The following is a 19,156-nucleotide window of genomic DNA, read 5'->3' as shown; positions in this document are numbered from 1 at the left end:
CGAGGGAAAAAGCTGTCCTCGCGAGAAGACAGCTGAGAACCCGCGGGTGAGCGGCTTTTCGACGTGGGCTATGCGCTGGCGCGCATCCAGACACGGCCTTCGGCCGCAAGGCAGGCGGGCTTCGCCGCCCACTGCACGGCTTCGCCGCCCAAGGCACGGCTTCGCCGCTCGGTGTGGCCTCGGCGTGACCAGGCGTGGAACTGGGAGCTGTTGAGGACCGTCCCTCTCGCGCGCAGGAGAACGGCCGGGGTCGCTCGCTGGGAGCTGACGTCCGGCCGTTCTTCGTCCCGGGGAGCCGGTCAGGACTCCGTCAGCTGGGCCTGCCACATCCAGTGGGACTTCTCCAGCTCCTGCGCGATGCTGATCAGCAGGTCCTGCGAGACCAAGTCGGTCTTGTCCGTTTCGTCGATCCGGGCGCGGACCCGGCCGATCAGCGTTCCCAGCGCCTCCACGATGGCGGCCACGATCTCGCGGTCGGTGTGCCAGCCCTGTTCGAGCGCCGGCAGTCCGGAGTTCTTCGACACCGTCGACGCCCGGCCGTCGGCCGAGACTCCCAGGGCGGCGGCGCGTTCCGCCACGTCGTCGGCGAAACCGCGGGCGGCGGTGACCAGCTCGTCGAGCTGCAGGTGCACGTCGCGGAAGAACCGGCCCACCACGTTCCAGTGCGCCTGCTTCGCCACGAGGTGCAGGTCGATCAGGTCGACCAAGGTGCCCTGCAGCGCCTTGCCGGTGATGTCCTTGTCGGAGTCGTTGAGCGGGCTGGTGATCGGAGATTGGGACGCGGTCATCACGTACCTCCTCGTACCGGGTGCGCAGTCGGTTCGGGTTCCCCCTGACGGGTACCCGCCGCGCCGCGGATCAATCACCGCCCGGCGAAACTGCAGGTCAGCAGCGGTGTTCGGCGAACTCCACGAGCTGGGTGCCGATCGTGCGCAGCGTCCCGGCGAGCTTCGGGTCCGAGCACTCCCCGTCCGGCCCGAACCGGACCTCCGTGGAGTTCACCGCCGCTCCCAGCGGCGTCGGCCAGCCGCGCAGCGAGTGCACCACCGAGCGCAGCGCCTGCAAGGTCGTCACCGCGGCCTGCCAGCCGTACGCGGCGCCCACGCAGCCGACGGCGCGGCCGTCGAAGTACGGCCGCTCGTCGTCGCGCAGGTCCTCGACGTAGTCGACGGCGTTCTTCATCAGCCCGGAGATGGTGCCGTGGTAGCCGGGCGAGGACAGCACCACGCCGTCCGCCGCGCGCAGCGCCGCCACGAGTTCCCGCGCCGCGTCGGTCCGTTCGGCGACGTGCGGGTCGTAGAACGGCAGGATCAGGCTCTCGCCACCGATGGCCCGCACCTTCGCGCCCGCCTCGCGCGCCCCGTCGAGGACGGCGTGCATCGCGCGCTCGGACTGCGAGTCCGGGCGCACCGAACCGCCGATTCCCACCACGGTCACGGTCATCGTTCGATCCTTTCATCAGACGGCGTCCGATCCCACCCGGACTTTGATCACGCTACGACCTCCAGTTAGCTTCAAGTCAAAGGTCCGCGCGGGTGTCCCGGGCCACAGCTACCTGCTAGTAGCCTCGCGGGAACGGTCCGTTCCCGGGAGGTCTTCACCCATGTCGAAAGTCGTCGAGCTCATCCCGCCCAAGCTGCGTCCCCGAGTTCTCGGCGCCGGGCTGCACGCGGCGTTCGCGCTCCCGCGCCCGCTGCGCCGGTTGATCGCGGGCGCTCCGCTGCGGATCGACGGCCAAGAGCTCTCCCTCGACGCCCAGCTGCTGCTCACGATGCAGAAGCTCACCGGCAACACCCGGCTGTCCGCCGAGACCGCCGCCCAGGCCCGCGCGCTGATGGCCCAGTCCGGCGGCATCGTCAACCGCGCCCCGCTGACCGGCGTCGCCGTCGGCGAACGCAGCATCCCCACGCCGAACGGGGAGCTCGCGGCCCGGCTGTACCGGCCGCAGGAGCTGACCGAGCACAGCCCGCTGCTGGTGTTCTTCCACGGCGGTGGCTGGGTCATCGGCGACCTCGACAGCCACGACGACCTGTGCCGCTACTTCGCCAAGACCGCCGGGGTGCGGGTGCTGTCGGTGGACTACCGGCTGGCCCCGGAATCCCCCTTCCCCGCCGCGTTCGACGACGCGTTGGCCGCGTTCCGCTACGCCGTGGAGAAGGCGGGCGAGCTGGGCACCCGGCCGGACCAGATCGCGGTCGGCGGCGACAGCGCGGGCGGCAACCTCGCCGCGTCCGTCTCGTACCACACCACGCGGCAGGGAGAGCGCACTCCGGCGTTCCAGCTCCTGATGTACCCGGCGGTGGACGCGTCGGTGCGGCGCCGCTCGCGGGAGCTGTTCGGCGACGGGCTGCTGCTGACCGACGGCGACATGACCTGGTTCCTCGACCAGTACGCGGGTCCCGCCCTCGACCGCACGGACCTGCGGCTGTCGGTGCTGCTGGCCGAAGACCTCAGCGGCCTGCCGCCCGCGCACGTGGTGACCGCGGGGTTCGACCCGCTGCGCGACGAAGGCGAGGCGTACGCGCAACGGCTCGCGGAAGCCGGTGTGCCCGTGGTGGCCCGCCGCTTCGACGACCTGATCCACGGATTCGGCAACCTCCGCCAAGCCGGAACGCGCTTCAACGAAGCCCTGAGCGAAATCGCGGGGACGCTGCGAGCGGGGCTCTCCCTGAACGTGCCCGCGAAGTGAGCCCGGCGGGCCGCTCAGGAATCCAGCATCGCGCGTAGCCGGGTGAGCAGGTCCTCTCTGGAGGTGGCACCTAGGCGCTGCTTGATCCGGCCGATGTGGTGCTCCACCGTTTTGGCCGAGATGAACAGCCGCTTTCCCACCTGCTTGTAGGTGAGACCGGAGAGGACCAGCTCGGCCACCTCCCGTTCGCGTTCGCTGAGGAGGTTGTGCTCGCCCTGCTCGCCGACCGCTCTCGGCCGGGCGGGTTTCCCCTGCAGGGAGCGGGCGCATTCGAGCAACGCCAGCATCGTCGGGCGGTCGGCGGTGCGCAGCGCGGCCTGGCCCGCGAGGCGGGCGCCGTCCCAGGTGAGCCCGGCCGCGTGCAGGCCGCGCGCGGCCTGCTCTGCCTGGCCCCGATCGACCTCCCCCGCGAGCACGCCCAGCCAGGTCTTCGCGGCGGCGGCCATCGCGGCCGACATCGGGTTGTGCGCGGCCATCGCCTCCAGCGCCGCCACGTGCGTGCGGGCGGTGTCGGCGTCCTCGCTCACCACCGCGGCCTGCAGGCACTTCCACCGCAGCAGGCCCGACCACAGCGGCGGGTCGCCCAGCTCCCCGAGCAGGGTGAACGCGGCGCGCAGGTGCGGTTCGACCCAGTCCTGGTCGTGCAGCCGCGCGCAGGACACGGCGAGTTCGCCGAGCGCGAGCAGCCCGAACAGGTCCGCCGGGTGTTCGGCGATGGCCTGGCGGGCCCGTCCGCGCACCGCGTTCAGCGCGGTGGTGTCGTTGTCGCGGTTGGCGATCCCGGCCTCGATCGCCGTGGCCAGCAGCCGGTCCCGCGCCTGCAGCGAATCCGGCGAGCACACCGCGGCGTCCAGCGCGGCGCGGGCCGCGGGGGTGTCCCCGCGGGCGAGCGGGATCCACGCCGCGAGCAGCCGGTGGCGCACCGCCAGCATCGGTCCGCCGCTGCCCGCTTCGATGGCGCGCCCCACCACGGAGGAGGCGACGTCGAGCTCACCGCAGTGCAGCGCCGCCAACGTCGCGATGGCCGCCGGCGTGTCCGGTACGAGGGTGGCGCCCCCGACCGGTTCGGCGAGCGACGCGGACCTGGTCAGCTGGGACAGGGCGGTCACCGCGCTGCCCGTGATCGACTCCCGGAGCCCGTCGACGAGCTGGTCCGTCGAGCCGGACAACGAGGTGGGCGGCCCCGGGTCGGTGACCGCACCCAGCAGCCCTTCCGCCTCGACCAGCCGTCCCGTGCCGATCAGCGACACGGCGGCGTAGGCGCGGTCGCCGGGCCAGCGCAGGTGCTCCGCCGACCAGCGGCACAGCTGCGCCGAGCGGGCGGGCAGCCCGCGGTGCGCGAGCACGCTCGCCGCGACCTGCACGCCCAACGCCCGGTCCGGCACCGTCTCGTCCACGATCACCGCGTCGGCCAGCCGCAACGCCTCGTCGAAGTGCCCGGCGATCGCGGCGGCCCTGGCTCGGCGGGCGGCCAGCCGCACGGGCGGTGTACCCGCGGAGACGGCGGCGTCGAAGAACCGCGAGGCGAGCTCGGGGGCCTGCTCGGCCGCTTCCACCCCGGCCTGCTCGAACGCCTCGGCCAGCGCGTCATCAGCGGTGGCGGCCGTTTCGGACTCCAGGAAGGGGCGCAGCAGACCCAGCACCGGCCGCCCCCGGTCGAGCTGCACCCGCACCAGCTTGCGCACGATCCGCAGCCGCTGGTCTACGGGGGTGAGCAGCTGCGCGGCCTTGCGGGCCAGCGGCAGCAGCTCGTCGGAGCCGTCGGTCAACCCGCTCGCCCGGATCGCCGACAGCGCGGGCACGACCACGGCCGGGTCGAGTTCGAGCAGCCAGGCCAGCACGTCGGGGTGCGCGGCGGCGCCGACGGCGATCGCGGCGGCGCACGCGCGGCCTTCCACCCCGAGGCCGTCGATCTCCTGCTGGACCTGCTCGACGACCCGCGACGGCACGCCGCGCCGGGTGAGGTCGTGCGGGGCGGTGTCGGCGAGCACGCCCTCCACGAAGCGCGGCACGCCACCGGTCTGCGCCAGCAGCCAGTCCAGCCATTCGGCGGGCGGTTCGGAACCGAGACCGCGTTCGACGCGGGCGGCGAGGTCGTCCGGGGTGTACCCGGACAGCACGACGGGTGGCCCGGTCCGGCCCAGGGTGTGCACGAGCTCGCTCAGCTGCGCGCCGCGCGGCCACGGCCGGTAGGCGACGACCAGCCGCGCCCGCGGGTGCCGGGTCAGCTCCCGCAGGGCGCGCAGCGCGGAGTCGTCGAGCCGGTGCGCGTCGTCGACGATCACCGCGGTGGTCTCCGGGTCGACTCCGACGGCGCTCGTCGAGACCGGAACTCCGGCGGCCCGGTAGGCGGCGGCGAGCTCGTCGAGCAGCGTGGTCTTGCCGCAACCGCCCGCCGCCTGCACACCGACCTGCACCGGCGCGGCGGGGGCTACCGCGATCGACTCCCACAGCCGGACGGCGCGGAGGCCGGTGACCAGGTCTGGGGCGGTGGCTGTCGGGTGGTTCACAGGAATCCTCGGTTCACGGAGACCTCGTCTCACGGGTCACTCGGCGGGGGCACTCGGGGATGCGGGCGCGGGTGGTGCGGCTAGCGCTGCTGGCTGGTGATCGGGCTGGCCGGTTGGTCTCCGCCGACCCCTTGCACGACGGTCAGCACCAGACCACCGATGATCAGCAGCGCCGCGGCGCTCAGCTTGAGGATCTTGAACAGTCGTTGCCGGTCTTCGTCCGGCGGTTCCAGGTACATCGGTTCGACCTCCACCGGAGGCCGTACCGGGGCTTCGCGCTCCGGTTCGCCGTCGATGACGTCCAGCCCGCCGGAGCCCGGGCCTTCTACGCGCATCAGCACGCTCGTCTCGGCGACCGAAGCGGCCTGATCGCTCACCGAGGACAGCACGCCCACCGCCGAGACCGCCGCGCCGCGGGCCGCGACGAGCTCGGGCGCGGCATCGACCTGCGGGGTCCGTTCGAGCCGCTCGGCGACGAGCTGCTTGGCCATCGGGGTCCGCATCGTGCCGCCGGCGAGCACCAGCGCCGAGAGGTCCTCCGGACTCACCGCCGCGGACTGCACGGCCTGCAGCAGCAGCTCCGGAACGCGTTCCAGGTGCGTGCGGACCAGCTGTTCGTAGCGGGAGCGGGACATCGCGAAGTCGGTGCGCAGGTTCGGCAGGTCCACGTGGACGGTCGTTCCCGGGTGGTGGGACAGCGCTTCCTTGGCCCGGACGCAGTCGGCGCGCAGCCCGGCGAGCGCCGCGCGGTGCTCGGGATCAGCCGGATCCATCGCGTCGAGCTGGGAGCCGAATTCCGCCCGCAGGTGGGCGAAAACCTCGTCGTCGAGGTCCTGCCCGCTCGGGTGCCCGGAGTCCAAGGTGGACCCGAGCACGTCGAAGCCGGGAGCGCGGCGGCGCAGCACCGTCGCGTCGAAACCGGTGCCGCCCACGTTGGCGACCGCGACCGCGTCCTGCTCGGCGACCTGCTGCTTGCTCGCGTAGTCGAGCGCCACGGCAAGCGGCTCGGGCACCAGCGTCAGGTCGCGCAGGCCGAGCCCCGCGAGCGCTTGGCGCACCAGGTGGCTGCGGAACGGTCCCCACGCCGCGCTGTGCGCGACGGTGATGTGCTCGGCCGGGTGGCCGAGTTGCTGGGCGACGTTGTCGGCGACCCACTCGACCACGGCCGCTACCAGTGCTTGCGCTGTGACGAACTCGCTGCCGACCAGCAGGGGGGCGTCGTCGCCGACCTGGCGGGTGAATCCGCGGACGACCCACTCGTGATGGGTCAGTTCCTGCCTGCTCGCCGATTCCCCGGCGACGAAGGAGCCGTCCTGGACTCGGCACAGCACCGTCGGAACGGTGTGCCCGGTGGAGCTCAGCGGCAGCGGGGTGGCCGCACCCCACCTGCCGCCCTGGCGCCGCGCGATGGCGGCGGAGGTGGCCGTGGCCCCGACATGGATCCCCAGGACGTAAGGCATGCAACCCCTTCCCGTGATCACCTTCCGGGTCATCGGACGGACTCGGACCGCACGGCCGGGGAAGTCCGGTCACGGGTCGAGCCGACCGCCCGATGACACTCAGGGCGGTGACAACTTAGCGCGTGCCCGATCACAAAGCGCTGACGGATCCCCCCATGCGTCCCCTAACCGAGTCATGGGCACATCCCCTAATAGTGTCTGCACTCACTAGGAGTCGTACCCGATGGCCACAGGCACAGCCCGCAGTAGCGTGCTCGCTGGGAGTGAGGGATCGGGCACGACCTTCACTCGGTCACACGTAACCGAGTTCCGCTGAGTCAGGAGAAAGCGTCATGATCCACTCTCAGCCGGATGATGCCCCGGATCGTGCCGAGACCCCCACTTCCACCCCGGGGGCGCAGGACGCGCCCGGCCAGCCGGACGGCCCGACGCTGTACGAGTTCCTGACGCGGCTCGTCACCAGCCCGGACGCACAGGCGGCCTTCGACGCTGATCCGCGCGCCACGCTGGATCACGCCGGACTCGGGGACATGAGCGCGACGGACGTGCTGCAAGCATCGTCGCTGGTGCTCGACTACGCGCCGGTCGAGATCGCGGATGAATACGGCCGCTCACTCCAGAGCAGCGTCGAGAAGTTCGCCGCGAGCACCCAGCATGTCGCGATCAACGAATTGCATCCCGCACAGCCACACGAGCAAGAGATGGAACTGAGCATGCTGCCTCCGCACAACACCCCGGCCCCCTCCCCCGAAGCTCCCGCCGGTGACACCAACATCGACATCGAGCAGAACGACTCGCACAACCTGATCAGCGTGCACGACGTGCTCAGCGGCAACGACATTGCCAACGGCACCGGCAACGTGGTGGGCAACACCACTACCGAGGCCACCAGCTCGGTCGACAACGCCGTCAACACCGTTGGCGACGTGACCAGCGACGTGACCGGCACGGTCGGGGACGTCACGGGCGCCGTGGGCGACGTGACCGGCGTTGCCGGCGACGTGACCGGCGTTGCCGGCGACGTGACCGGCGTTGCCGGCGACGTGACCGGCGTTGCCGGGGACCTGACCGGCGCTCTGCCCACCGGTGCCCCCGCCGGGATCGAGGCAGGCGCCCTGTCCGGCGTTGCCGGTGGCGCGCTGGACACCGTGGGCGACGTGGCCGGCGGCGTGCCGGTCGCCGGTGACATCGCGGGCCCGGCCGTCGACACCGTCGGTGGCGTGGCCGGTGGCGCCGTGGGCACCGTCGAGGGCGTCGCCGGTGGAGCCGTCGACACCGTCGGTGGCGTGGCCGGTGGCGTCGTGGGCGGCCCGGTCGCCGACGTGACCTCCGCGCTGCCCGCGCCGGCCGACCTCCCGGTCGTCGGTGACGTGGCCGAGCAGCTGCCCGTCGACGACGTGGTCTCCCACCTGCCGGCCCCGAGCGACCTGCCGGTCGTCGGCGACATCGCCGGCCCGGCCGTCGAGGACGTCGCGGGTGCGGCCACCTCGGCGCTGCCGCTGGACGGCCTGCTCTGATTCCAGGCCTCCGGGCTTGATCAAAGCGAATTGACCCGAAAGCCGGGTTCGCACTCTTCGTGCGAACCCGGCTTTCGCGTTACCACACCACAGTCCTGACACAAGTCACCCGCTCGGGTTTCTCTTCTGCCACCGAACGGTCCACAATCGCTCCTGTGATCGAGACGGCGATGGTGGAACTGATCGATCGCGCGACTGCCGAATGCGCCGAGCAGCAGCGCCCCGACCTGCACAACCGACTACGGCAGATCCGCACGCGCGTCCTGGACCCCGCCCAGCTGGTGCTGGTCGTGGGAGAACCGAAGCAGGGCAAAAGCGAACTGATCAACGCGTTGGTCAACGCCTCCGTGTGCGACTCGGGCGAAGACGCCACCACGCTCGTGCCCACTCTGGTGCGCCATTCCGAGCAACCCACCGCCCAGGTGATCGAACAGGAACCGACGAGCGGGCACGCCACCCTCGACCGGTTCCCGGTGCCCGTGGAACAGGTGCGGGAGCGCATCGACCAGGCCATCAGCAGCGGCAGGCCGGTCAGCCGCGGCGAAGTCGGCATCCCGCGCGCCGTGCTCAAGGACGGGCTGGTGCTGATGGACACGCCGGGGGTCGGCGCCACGTCCGCCACGCTCACCGCCCGCACGCTCGGTGTCGTCGCCGAGGCCGACGCGCTGCTCATCGTCTCCGACGCGACCCAGGAACTCACGCACAACGAGCTGAGCTTCCTGAAGAAGGTCACCAAGCTGTGCCCGAACGTGGCCGTCGTACAACCCAAAACAGACATAACGCCGCATTGGCGGAAAGTGGTGGAAGTCAATCAACGCCACCTCGCCGGTGCGGGCATCAACGCCAAGATCTTTCCGGTGTCTTCCACGATTCGGATGCAGGCGATGCACGCGAAAGACGCCACGCTCAACACCGAATCCGGATTCCCGCAGCTCGTCGAATACCTGCGCGGCGAAGCACTCGGACAGCACGATCAACTCACCCGGCGACTCGTCGCACAGAACGTCGCCGACGCGGTCGACGAACTCAGCGAAACCCTGAAAGCGGAACTCACCGGACAAAGTCCGCGAACCGCCGCGGAAACGCTGATCGAACTGGAGACCGCCCAACGGCGCTCCGAAGATCTGCGCCGGGTCACCGGGCGTTGGCAGAAGACCCTCAGCGACGGAGTCGGTGAACTGTTCGCCGACATCGAGTTCGACTTCCGGGAACGCAGCTGGGCCATCACCGGCCAGATCGCTGAAACGCTCGAAGAAGCCGACCCGGTGGCCGTGTGGGACGACTTCGTGGAGTGGCTGGACAACGCGCTCGTCACCGCCATCGAGGAGAACTTCGCCTGGCTCGAAGGCCGCCGGGAGCAGCTGCGCGACCGGGTCACCGACGAGTTCCTGCGCGAGCACCCCAGCATGCGCCCGCAGATCGAGCAGGTTCCCATCCCGGAACCGTTCGACCAGGTCACGCCGTTGAAGAAACCCAGCAACGGCACCTACAAGCGGCTCGACCAGGTGCTGACCGGGCTGCGCGGCTCCTACGGCGGCGTGCTCATGTTCGGCCTGATCACCACCCAGCTCGGGTTGCCGCTGATGAACGTCGTGTCCGTCTGCGCGGGCCTGCTGCTGGGCAGCCGCAGCTTGAACGAGGAGAAGGACGCCCGGCTGCGCCGCCGCCAGGCCGAGGCCAAGACGACCGCGCAGCGCTACGTGGAGCACATCGTGTTCCACGTGAACAAGGAGGCCAAGGACGCCATCCGGGCCACCCACCGCGCGCTGCACCAGCACTTCACCCAGCTCACCGAGGAAGCGCAGTTGGAGATCAGCAAGGACATCCAGACCATCAAGCGCACCGCCGAGCGCAGCGCCGTCGACCGCGAAGACCGGGCCCGCGAGATCCGCCGGAAGCTGGAAGAGCTCGCGCTGCTGCGCAGGCGCGCCGGGACGTTGGCCGCGAACCGCATCACCGCGGCATGAGCAGGCCCGACACTCCCCAGGACGGTCTGCTGCAGCGGTCCCGCGCGCTGCTGATCCGCACGATGACGTTCTACCGGGACGACCCGCGCACCTCGGCCTGGTTGCGCGGGCGGCTGGAACGGCTCGACCAGCCGCTGCGCATCGCGGTCAGCGGACGGGTGAAGTCCGGCAAGTCGACGCTGATCAACGCGCTGGTGGGCCAGCGGCTCGCGCCGACCGACGCCGAGGAGAGCACCCAGGTCAACACGTTCTACCAGTACGGGCCGGAACCCCGGATCACCGTGCACACCCCGCACGGGGCGGTGCAGAACGTGCCGGTGACGACGCTGGACACGAGCACGATCCGCGATCTGCAGCGGTGGCGGCCGGACGAGGTGTCGCGGCTGGTGATCGAGGCTCCCGCGCCGGGCCTGCAGGCCATCACGCTGCTGGAGACCCCCGGGGTGTCCTCCTCGGCGATGCAGGACACGGGTCGCTCGGCGCTCGCGCAGATCCTGTCCGAGGCGGACGCGCTGCTGTACCTGACCCGCTACCCGCAGCAGACCGATGTGCAGTTCCTGCAGTCGGTGCACGAGTTGCAGCTCGCGCGGCGCGCGCCGATCAACACGATCATCACGTTCTCCCGCGCCGACGAGATGGGCAACGGCGGCAGCGGCGCGGTGGCGGCGGCCGAGCGGATCGCGCTGCGGTTCCGCGATGAGCCGGCGGTGCGGTCGTTCACGCAGTACGCGATCCCGGTGATCGGGCTGCTGGGGCAGGCCGCGGCCACGTTCACCGGTGCGGACCTCACCGCGCTGGTGGCGCTGCGGCAGTTGCCGGAGAAGGCGTTGGAGACGTTGCTGCTGTCGTCCGACCGGTTCTCGAACAACCCCACGCCGGAATCGGTGCCGCCGAGCGTGCGCCAGGACCTGATGAACCGCTTCGGGCGGTTCGGCCTGGCCCAGGCGTTGACCGCGCTCGGCGAAGGCGTCACGGACCACAAGCGGTTGAGCGCGACGTTGCTGGAGGCGAGCAGGCTCAACGACCTGCAGGAAGCGGTGCACCAGCAGTTCATCGAACGTCAGGACGCGCTGCGGGCGCGGTCGGTGCTGCTGGCGGTGGACATGGTGCTGCGGGCGAATCCGCGGCCCGGCGTGCAGCAGCTGCGCGGGGAGTTCGAGCGGCTGCTGTCGAACGCGCCGGAGTGGGAGGAGATGCGGCTGCTGTCGGCGTTGCAATCAGGTCAGCTGAGCTTCCCGCGGCCGTTGCAGAACGACGCGCGGCGGTTGCTGGGCTCTCAAGGCCAGGACGCGGCGGCCCGGCTGGGCCAGGAACCGGACACCCTGGAGTCGATCTTGGCGGAGGAGGCCGGAGCGGCGCTCGCGCGGTGGCGCGACCAGGCGGTGAACCCGCTGCACGACCGAGCGCACCGCGACGCGGTCCGCGTCGTGCTGCGCAGCTGCGAACGCCTGATCGCTTCCCGCGTCCAGCCCTGAAGCCTCGACGCCCGCCGGAACCCCTCGGATCCAGGCCCGGACTCGTCGGTCCGGACCTGGATCCTTGTGGTGGGAGCCGCAGTCAGCGGCCAGGGGCGCGACCGGATCGGGCGCCCCGGTTCGGGTCGGCGAGCTGGTCGCCGGTCGGTCGCGCGGCGGAACGGCAGTCCGGGCACGCGCCCCAGTACACGACCTCGGCCTCGTCCACCGCGTATCCGGCGGACTCGGACGGGGTCAGGCAGGGCGCGGTGCCGTGCACGCAATCGATGTCCTCGGTCCGGCCGCAGTGGCGGCAGACCAGGTGGTGGTGGTTGTCGGCGGTCCGGGCCTCGAACCGGGCCGGGTGACCGGCGGGTTCGATCCGCCGCAGCAGTCCGGCCGCGGTGCACACGCGCAGCACGTCGTAGACGGCCTGCGTGGAGACCCCGCCGAGCTCGGGGCGCACCGCGCTCACCGCTTGATCCGCGGTCGAGTGCGGGTGCCCCGCCAGCCAGCGCAGCACCGCGACGCGGGGCTTGGTGACCCGCAGTCCGGCGTCGCGCAACCGGCCGCGGAGGGCGACCGCGTGGCCGTCCGCAGCGTCGGTGTGCCCGGTACCGGGATCGCTGTGCCGTGTCATCTCACCAGCAGTATGCCACGAACAAACTGGAATCAGTCAAAACAATGCCTGGCCGAGGCCGAACACGGGTGGTCAGAGCTCCAGGGTGCGCAACGTCCGGTGCAGTTGGTCGACCAGCGGGCGCCGGCGGGCGAGCAGCTCGGCCGCGTCGGCATCCGGGGCTACGACGCGTTCGGGCCGCACCAGAGCAGACGCCGATTCCAGCGAATCGAGCTCGCCCAGCGCCCGCCAGCCGAGCAGCACCGCGCCCAGCCCGGAGCCGCCGCTGCTCTCGGCGAGTTCCAACTCCATGCCCAGCGCCGCGGAGATCGCGGCGGCCCACACCTCGCTGCGGAACCCCCCTCCGGTCGCCCGCACGGCGCGGACGTTCGCGCCCGCGTCGTGCACGGCGTCCTTGACCAGCGCCAGCTGCTGCGCCACGCCTTCGACGACCGCGCGGGTCATCTCGGCCCGCCCGTGCGACCGGCGCAGTCCCACGAACGCCCCGGTCAGCCCCGGTTCCCACCAGGGCGCCCGCTCCCCCAGCAGGTAGGGCAGGGCGAGCAGCCCTTCGGCGCCCGGTTCGACGGCCAGCGCCTCGTCGAGCAGGTCGGCGACGTCGACGCCGAACGTGTCGGCCGCCCACTGCCCCACGACGGCACCGTTGCTCACCGCGCCGCCGATCACCCAGAGCCCGTCGGCGAGGGCGTAGCTGAAGGTGCGGCACGCGTCGTCGACACCAGGTCGTTCCCGCACCACCCGCAGCGCCCCGCTGGTCCCGAGCGACAGCGCCGCCACCCCCGGAGTCGTGGCGCCGACCCCGAGGTTCGCCAGCGGTCCGTCCCCGCCGCCGAGCACCACCGGCAACCCCTCGGGCAGTCTGGTGGCCGAGGCCATCCGAGCCGTCAGCGGCAGCGCATCGGTCGGAGCTTTGATCTCGGGCAGCTGCTCGGCGCGCACTCCCGCCACCACCAGCGCGGGCTCGTGCCAGTCCAGCGAACGCATGTCCTGCAGCCCGCTGCCGGAAGCCAGCGAGTAGTCGGTCACGAACTCGTCGACGAACGCCCCGAACACGAAGTCCTTCAGCGCGCACCAGCGCTCGACCCCGCCGATGAGGTCGGCGCGCTGCCCGGTCAACCAGGCGAGCTTCACCATCACCGACTGGGTGTGCACCGGCGTGCCGGTGGCCCGGTGCAGCTCGGCGGCGACCCCGGACTCGTCGGCCCGCAGCCGCTTCGCGACCTCGGCGGCGCGGGTGTCGGCCCAGTTGAACGAGGGCGTCACCGGCTTCCCGGCGGAGTCCAGGCCGACCAGGGTGTGCATCGCGGTGCTGAACGACAGCGCCCGCACCTCGTGCCCCTGCTCGCGCGCCCAGGTCGCGCATTCGGCGAGCGCCTCGACGGCGGCGTTCCGCACCTGCTCCGGGTCCTGCGTCGCCTCGCCCGTCTCGTCGGTCCGCAGCGGATAGCCGCGCTCGGTCTGGTGCAGCACCTCGGCGTCGCTGGTCGCGGCGACGACCTTCGTGGCGGTGGTGCCGAGATCAATGCCGAGAACGACCGGTGCGGAGCTCATGGCCCCAACCTAACCGGGCCCGAACCTGGCACCTACGCCCCGGCGGGGACGGTGAGCACGATCAACGTCCTGGTCCGCGCACCACGAGTGAAGACAGATCGGCGGCGAACTCGAACGGCATGTTGGTCTTGAACAGCCCCCCGCCTTCGAAGACCGACTCGTACCCACCTTCGCCGAGCCGAAGCGCGGTGAGCGTCACAGACGTGTCGATGTCGAAGACCCAGTAGTGCGGAATGCCGGCTTGCGCGTACTCCTGCACCTTCGTCAGCCGATCGATGCGTCTCGAACCAGGCGAGATGACCTCGACCGCGAGCGCAACATCAATGGCATTCAGTCGATTCGGATTCACGTCGAACGCCTGGGTGGATGCCAAGATCGCGTCCGGGATTCGGACGGTAGGAGGGAAGCTGGTGCCGACGACGACCTCCACGTCCTGCATCGCCTCCCACTCCGGTGGAAGCTGCGCGTCCAGAGCAGCCGTCAGCCGCTTGACAACGCGCTGGTGGACGGCCGCTGCTTTCGGGGACACCTGGAGGACGCCTTCCTGGAGTTCATAGCGCCGCGAGTTGTCCTCGGGGAGCCGGTCGAACTCCTCCAAAGTCAACAAGTGATCGGGCCAACTCATCACGGACATACCTCCACCATCGGCTCGGTCGAACAGCAGCTCGATCAAGTCGGTCTGAAGATCACCTGTTCGGGCTTGCGATCCCCACCTCTTCGTGACAATAGAAGGGCGCCTCCCTCCCGGCCAGGAGGAAGGCGCCCGTCAGCGAGGCCGCGAGGTCACTTCACCAGCGTCTCGGCGATCTCGTAGGTGTTCAGCGCCGCACCCTTGCGCAGGTTGTCCCCGCACACGAAGAAGTCCAGCGTGTTCGTGAAGTCCAGTGCCTGGCGCACCCGCCCGACGTAGGTCGGGTCGGCACCGACGACGGCCGCCGGCGTGGGGAACTCCAGCTCGTCCGGGTCGTCCTGCAGGACGATCGAGGACTGCGCCTCGAACACCCGGTGCGCCTCGGCCACGCTGACCTCGCGCTCGAAGACCGCGTGCACGGCCAGCGAGTGCGTCGTCACCACGGGGACCCGCACGCAGGTCGCGGAGACCTTCAGCTCCGGGATGCCCAGGATCTTGCGGGACTCGTTGCGGACCTTCAGCTCCTCCGAGGTCCACCCGTCGTCCTTGCGCGAACCGGCCCACGGCACCACGTTCAGCGCCAGCGGGGCCTTGAACGGCGTCTCCTCCGGCAGCCCGGCCGCGGCTAGCGCCTCGGCGACGTCGCCGCCGCGCGCGCCGACCTGCTTGCCCGCCAGCGCCTCGATCTCCGCGTGGAGCCGGTCGATGCCTTCCTGACCAGCGCCGGAAGCGGCCTGGTAGGAGGACACGACGAGTTCCTTGAGCCCGAACTCGCGGTGCAGCGCACCGAGCGAGGCCATCATGGACAGCGTCGTGCAGTTCGGGTTCGCGATGATGCCGCGCGGCCGTTCGTGCACCTTCTCCGGGTTGACCTCCGGCACCACCAGCGGCACCTCGGGATCCATCCGGAACGCGCCCGAGTTGTCCACGGCGATCGCGCCGCGCTCGACCGCGATCGGCGCCCACTCGGCGGAGATCTCGTCCGGCACGTCGAACAGCACGATGTCCACGCCGTCGAACGCCTCCGGGGCGAGCTCGACGACGGTGTTCTCCTGCCCGCGCACGGTGATCTTCTTGCCCGCCGAGCGCGCGGAGGCGATCAGCCGGATCTCACCCCACGGCACGGACTCGCGGTTGTTGATGATGTCGATCATGACGGTGCCGACGGCACCGGTGGCGCCGACGATCGCAACGGTGGGAGCCATCAGCGACCACTCCCCGCGTACACGACGGCCTCTTCGTCGCCACCGAGCTCGAAGGCGCCGTGCAGCGCGCGCACCGCGTCCTCCAGCTGGGTGTCCCGGATCAGCACCGAGATCCGGATCTCCGAGGTGTTGATGATCTCGATGTTCACGCCCGCGTTGGACAGCGCCTCGCAGAACGTCGCCGTCACGCCGGGGTGCGAGCGCATCCCCGCGCCGACCAGCGACACCTTGCCCACGTGGTCGTCGTAGACGACCTCTTCGAAGCCGACCTCGGACTTGATCTTCTCCAGCTCGGCGACCGCCTCGGCGCCGTTGTCGCGCGAGACGGTGAACGTGATGTCGGTGCGCCCGGAGCTGCTGCCCGAGACGTTCTGCAACACCATGTCGATGTCGACCTCGGCGTCGGCGACCACGCGGAAGATCTTCCCCGCGACGCCTCGGTTGTCCGGCACACCGCGCACGGTGACCTTGGCCTCCGACCGGTCGTGCGCGACGCCGGTGATCATCGCCTGTTCCACGGAAAGGTCCTCCACTGAGCCGGAAATGAGCGTTCCGGGCTTGGGTGAGTACGACGAGCGGACGTGCAGGGCGACGCCGTAGCGACGGGCGTACTCGACCGCGCGCAGGTGCAGCACCTTCGCGCCGGTCGCGGCCAGCTCCAGCATCTCCTCGTAGGTGACGTGCTCCAGATGCTTCGCGTCCGGCACGATCCGCGGGTCGGCGGTGTAGACACCGTCGACGTCGGTGTAGATCTCGCACACGTCGGCGTTCATGGCCGCCGCGACGGCGACCGCCGTCGTGTCCGACCCGCCGCGGCCGAGCGTGGTGATGTCCTTCGTGTCCTGCGCGACGCCTTGGAATCCGGCGACGAGCACCACCTGCCCCTCGGCGAGCGCTTCCTGCACTCGACCGGGGGTGACGTCGATGATCCGCGCGTTCTGGTGCGCCGAAGTGGTGATCACCCCGGCCTGCGAACCGGAGAACGAGCGGGCCTGCTCGCCGAGCGCCTCCACGGCCATCGCGACGAGCGCGTTCGAGATCCGTTCCCCCGCGGTGAGCAGCATGTCCAGCTCACGCTCCGGCGGGGCCGGGTTGACCCGCTGGGCCAGGTCGAGCATCTCGTCGGTGGTGTCACCCATCGCCGAGCACACGACGACCACGTCATTGCCCGCTTTGCGGGTCTCCACGATGCGTTCGGCGACCTTTTTGATCCGGTCGGCACTTTCCAGCGAGGAACCGCCGTACTTCTGGACGACGAGCGCCACGTGAAACTAACCTCCTCGCGCCGTTCCTCGGGTATGGGTGCCCGGAGGAAGCGGTCGTCCCGGGTGCGGGGGTTGTCCCACACTGACGCCGGTGGACGAAGAGCACCAGCGCGGTCACACCGAGTCGATCGGCGCACCGGGGAGCCCCGCGACCAGCGAGAAGCAGCTTCGACCTGGCTGGTCGAGCGGTCCCTGACTGGTCGCTCCGCTGCTGCGCCAGCCTACCGAACCGTTACCGCCCAGACCCATAGCCGTGACTGACGACTAACCTGTCAGGCCGGTTTGTCGACAAGGGCGGAGGAGCGGTTTGTCCACCACTCCGGAGGCGGTCGGGCCGCACCGTTCCCCAGGCGGGAACACGGCTGACGACCAGCAAGAACGTCCCGTCGAGCAGTGGTGGCGACGAGCCCGCGACGGGGTCGAGGACCTGGGTGTCCGGTGGGCCTTCCTGGCACCCGGTGTGGTTTACCTCGCAATCCGCCTGTTCGGTCTGCTGGTGCTCGCCTGGCTGTCGGCGGCCAACGACGAAGCGCTGTCGGACAACCTCAGCGCGTGGGACGGCGAGTGGTACCTGGAGATCGCTTCGCACGGCTACGGCGGCGTCGCGAACAGCATGGTCGACGGGCACGGGAACCGGAATCCGGAGACGCCGCTGGCGTTCTTCCCCGGCTATCCGGTGCTGGTGCGGCTGCTCGACTCGGTGCCGGGGATCAGCCTGGCCGGGTCCGCGGTCACGGTGAGCCTCATCGCGGGGATCATCGCCGCCTACGGCCTGTTCCGCATCGGGCGCGCGGTGGGCGGCACCGCGGGCGTGGGGCTGCTGCTGGTGGTGCTGTTCGCGGCCTCACCGATGGCGGTGACGTTGTCGATGGCGTACTCGGAGGCGCTGTTCTGCGCGCTGGCCGTGTGGGCGCTGGTCGGGGTGCTGGAGCGGAATTGGCTGCTCGCCGGGTTGTGCTGCGCGGCTTCCGGCCTGGTGCGGCCGACGGCGGCGGCGTTGATCGGCGTGGTGGGGCTCGCGGCGCTCGTGGCGCTGTACCAGCGCAAGGACGGCTGGTGGCCGCTGCTGGGCGCGGTGCTCGCCCCGTCGGGCATGGCGCTGTACGTGGGCTGGGTGGCGGTGCAGACCGGCTCGTTGGGCGGCTACTTCGCGCTGCAGCAGCGCGGCTGGTCCTCGGCGTTCGACGGCGGCTGGGCCACCGGCAAGTTCATGATCGAGTCCCTGACGCAGTACAAGTCGGTGCTGGAGACGTTCACCGTCTGGATCGTGCTGGCCGCGCTGGTGCTGCTGGTGCTGTGCGTGCGCTCCCGGATGCCGTGGCCGCTGGTGCTGTTCGCGTTCGCGGTGCTGGCGATGGATCTCGGCTCGGACGGGCTGATGTACTCGAAGGTGCGGTTGATGCTGCCCGCGTTCCCGCTGCTGATCCCGGTGGCGATCGGGCTGGCGCACCGGCGGCCCACGACGGCGGTGTGCTCGGCGGTGCTGCTGGTGTGCTTCGGCGCCTGGTTCGGGGCGTACTCGCTGACGGCGTGGGAGTACGCGATCTGATGTTCCGGCGGCGCGCCGCCCGATGCTCTGGAGGCTGCTGGTGACCGAGGATTTCCACGTTCCGGACGGGAAGGCGGCGGAGTCGTCCGTCCCGCTGCATCCGCTGCTGGCGTCCCGCTGGAGCCCGCGTGCGCTGGATCCGGGCGCGGAGCTCGACGATGCGGGCTTCCGGGCGCTGTTCGAGGCGGCGCGCTGGGCGCCGTCCTGGGGCAACACGCAGCCCGCGCGCTACCTCGCCGGGCGCCGGGGCGAGCCGATGTTCGACCGGATCCACGGCACGCTCTCGCGCGGCAACCGGGGCTGGACCGAATCGGCGTCGGCGCTGGCGATCGGCGTCGCCCGGACCCTCGACGACGAGGGCGAACCGCTGCCCTACGGCGAGTACGGGGTGGCGCTGGCGACGCAGAACCTGGTGCTGCAGGCGGTGGCGGAGGGCTGGGCGGCCCACCAGATGGCCGGATTCGGCCGGGAGGCGGTGCGCGCCGAGTTCGGCGTTCCGGCGGGCTACGAGCCGGTGGTGGCGATCGCGATCGGCAGGCTCGGCTCTGCCGACGGGTTGCCGGACCGGTTGCGGGAGAAGGAAAGCGCGCCGCGTTCTCGGAAGTCGCTGGCGGAGCTGGTGTTCACCGACCGGTGGGGCACTCCCCAGTTCTGACGGGCCGGTTCTGAGGTGCCGACAGGCCGACGTCCCCCGCGGGGTCGGTCCGTCCTCCGTTCG

15 protein-coding genes are annotated in these 19,156 nt (G+C 71.0%); 6 read left to right on the top strand and 9 right to left on the bottom strand.

All coding sequences use genetic code 11. The features are described from left to right. Positions 1-299 precede the first annotated feature (299 nt). Together OOZ19_RS20300 and OOZ19_RS20295 are read right to left on the bottom strand one after the other, a co-directional pair. Positions 300-788, bottom strand: coding sequence for a Dps family protein (locus tag OOZ19_RS20300; RefSeq protein ID WP_266091703.1), 489 nt, complete (start codon positions 786-788; stop codon positions 300-302). 97 nt (positions 789-885) lie between these two features. Further along, positions 886-1,443 carry an NADPH-dependent FMN reductase gene (locus OOZ19_RS20295; protein WP_266091702.1) on the bottom strand — a complete coding sequence of 186 codons (558 nt, stop codon included), beginning with the start codon at positions 1,441-1,443 and terminating at the stop codon, positions 886-888. Between the two features lie 160 nt (positions 1,444-1,603). On the opposite strand from OOZ19_RS20295, the gene OOZ19_RS20290 reads away from it, so the two are divergent. Further along, the gene (locus OOZ19_RS20290; protein WP_266091701.1) at positions 1,604-2,689 is read left to right on the top strand and encodes an alpha/beta hydrolase; all 1,086 of its coding nucleotides are present in this window, start codon (positions 1,604-1,606) and stop codon (positions 2,687-2,689) included. Positions 2,690-2,703: 14 nt separating this feature from the next. Here the strand turns inward: OOZ19_RS20290 and OOZ19_RS20285 are convergent, their stop codons facing one another. Beyond that, positions 2,704-5,199 (bottom strand): LuxR C-terminal-related transcriptional regulator, encoded by a 2,496-nt coding sequence (locus OOZ19_RS20285; RefSeq protein ID WP_266091700.1) that lies wholly within the window; start codon positions 5,197-5,199, stop codon positions 2,704-2,706. Between the two features lie 80 nt (positions 5,200-5,279). Continuing rightward, positions 5,280-6,659, bottom strand: coding sequence for an Hsp70 family protein (locus OOZ19_RS20280; RefSeq protein WP_266091699.1), 1,380 nt, complete (start codon positions 6,657-6,659; stop codon positions 5,280-5,282). Positions 6,660-6,991: 332 nt separating this feature from the next. Between OOZ19_RS20280 and OOZ19_RS20275 the strand changes: the two genes are divergently transcribed. The 3 genes from OOZ19_RS20275 (at position 6,992) to OOZ19_RS20265 (ending at position 11,618) form a co-directional block, all read left to right on the top strand. After that, a complete protein-coding gene (locus tag OOZ19_RS20275; RefSeq protein WP_266091698.1) occupies positions 6,992-8,176 on the top strand; it encodes an IniB N-terminal domain-containing protein in 1,185 nt (394 codons plus the stop codon). A gap of 155 nt (positions 8,177-8,331) precedes the next feature. Further along, complete coding sequence (locus OOZ19_RS20270; protein WP_266091697.1) at positions 8,332-10,143, top strand: dynamin family protein; 1,812 nt, start codon at positions 8,332-8,334, stop codon at positions 10,141-10,143. After that, complete coding sequence (locus OOZ19_RS20265) at positions 10,140-11,618, top strand: dynamin family protein (RefSeq protein ID WP_266091696.1); 1,479 nt, start codon at positions 10,140-10,142, stop codon at positions 11,616-11,618. Before OOZ19_RS20270 ends, OOZ19_RS20265 begins: the two co-directional genes overlap by 4 nt. A gap of 82 nt (positions 11,619-11,700) precedes the next feature. Here OOZ19_RS20265 and OOZ19_RS20260 read toward each other — a convergent pair whose 3' ends face one another. The 5 genes from OOZ19_RS20260 to OOZ19_RS20240 all read right to left on the bottom strand — a co-directional run bounded on the left by OOZ19_RS20260 (position 11,701) and on the right by OOZ19_RS20240 (position 16,889). Next, positions 11,701-12,237, bottom strand: coding sequence for a Fur family transcriptional regulator (locus OOZ19_RS20260; RefSeq protein ID WP_266091695.1), 537 nt, complete (start codon positions 12,235-12,237; stop codon positions 11,701-11,703). 72 nt (positions 12,238-12,309) lie between these two features. Next, a complete protein-coding gene (locus OOZ19_RS20255; protein ID WP_266091694.1) occupies positions 12,310-13,788 on the bottom strand; it encodes a gluconokinase in 1,479 nt (492 codons plus the stop codon). 61 nt (positions 13,789-13,849) lie between these two features. After that, a complete protein-coding gene (locus OOZ19_RS20250) occupies positions 13,850-14,461 on the bottom strand; it encodes a Uma2 family endonuclease (RefSeq protein ID WP_266091693.1) in 612 nt (203 codons plus the stop codon). A 110-nt stretch (positions 14,462-14,571) separates the two neighbouring features. After that, positions 14,572-15,624: an aspartate-semialdehyde dehydrogenase gene (locus OOZ19_RS20245; protein ID WP_266091692.1), complete on the bottom strand. Its 1,053-nt coding sequence runs from the start codon at positions 15,622-15,624 to the stop codon at positions 14,572-14,574. Beyond that, complete coding sequence (locus tag OOZ19_RS20240) at positions 15,624-16,889, bottom strand: aspartate kinase (RefSeq protein ID WP_266091691.1); 1,266 nt, start codon at positions 16,887-16,889, stop codon at positions 15,624-15,626. Before OOZ19_RS20240 ends, OOZ19_RS20245 begins: the two co-directional genes overlap by 1 nt. Positions 16,890-17,196: 307 nt before the next feature. On the opposite strand from OOZ19_RS20240, the gene OOZ19_RS20235 reads away from it, so the two are divergent. Both OOZ19_RS20235 and OOZ19_RS20230 read left to right on the top strand, forming a co-directional pair. Beyond that, complete coding sequence (locus OOZ19_RS20235; RefSeq protein WP_266091690.1) at positions 17,197-18,438, top strand: mannosyltransferase family protein; 1,242 nt, start codon at positions 17,197-17,199, stop codon at positions 18,436-18,438. A gap of 40 nt (positions 18,439-18,478) precedes the next feature. Further along, entirely contained in the window at positions 18,479-19,093 is a 615-nt protein-coding gene (locus OOZ19_RS20230; RefSeq protein WP_416309471.1) for a nitroreductase family protein, read from the top strand. The last annotated feature ends 63 nt before the right edge of the window (positions 19,094-19,156 follow it).

Source organism: Saccharopolyspora sp. NFXS83 (genome assembly GCF_026241095.1).
In the GTDB taxonomy this organism is placed as follows: Bacteria; Actinomycetota; Actinomycetes; order Mycobacteriales; family Pseudonocardiaceae; genus Saccharopolyspora_C.
This window is presented reverse-complemented; position numbering and strand designations above follow the sequence as displayed.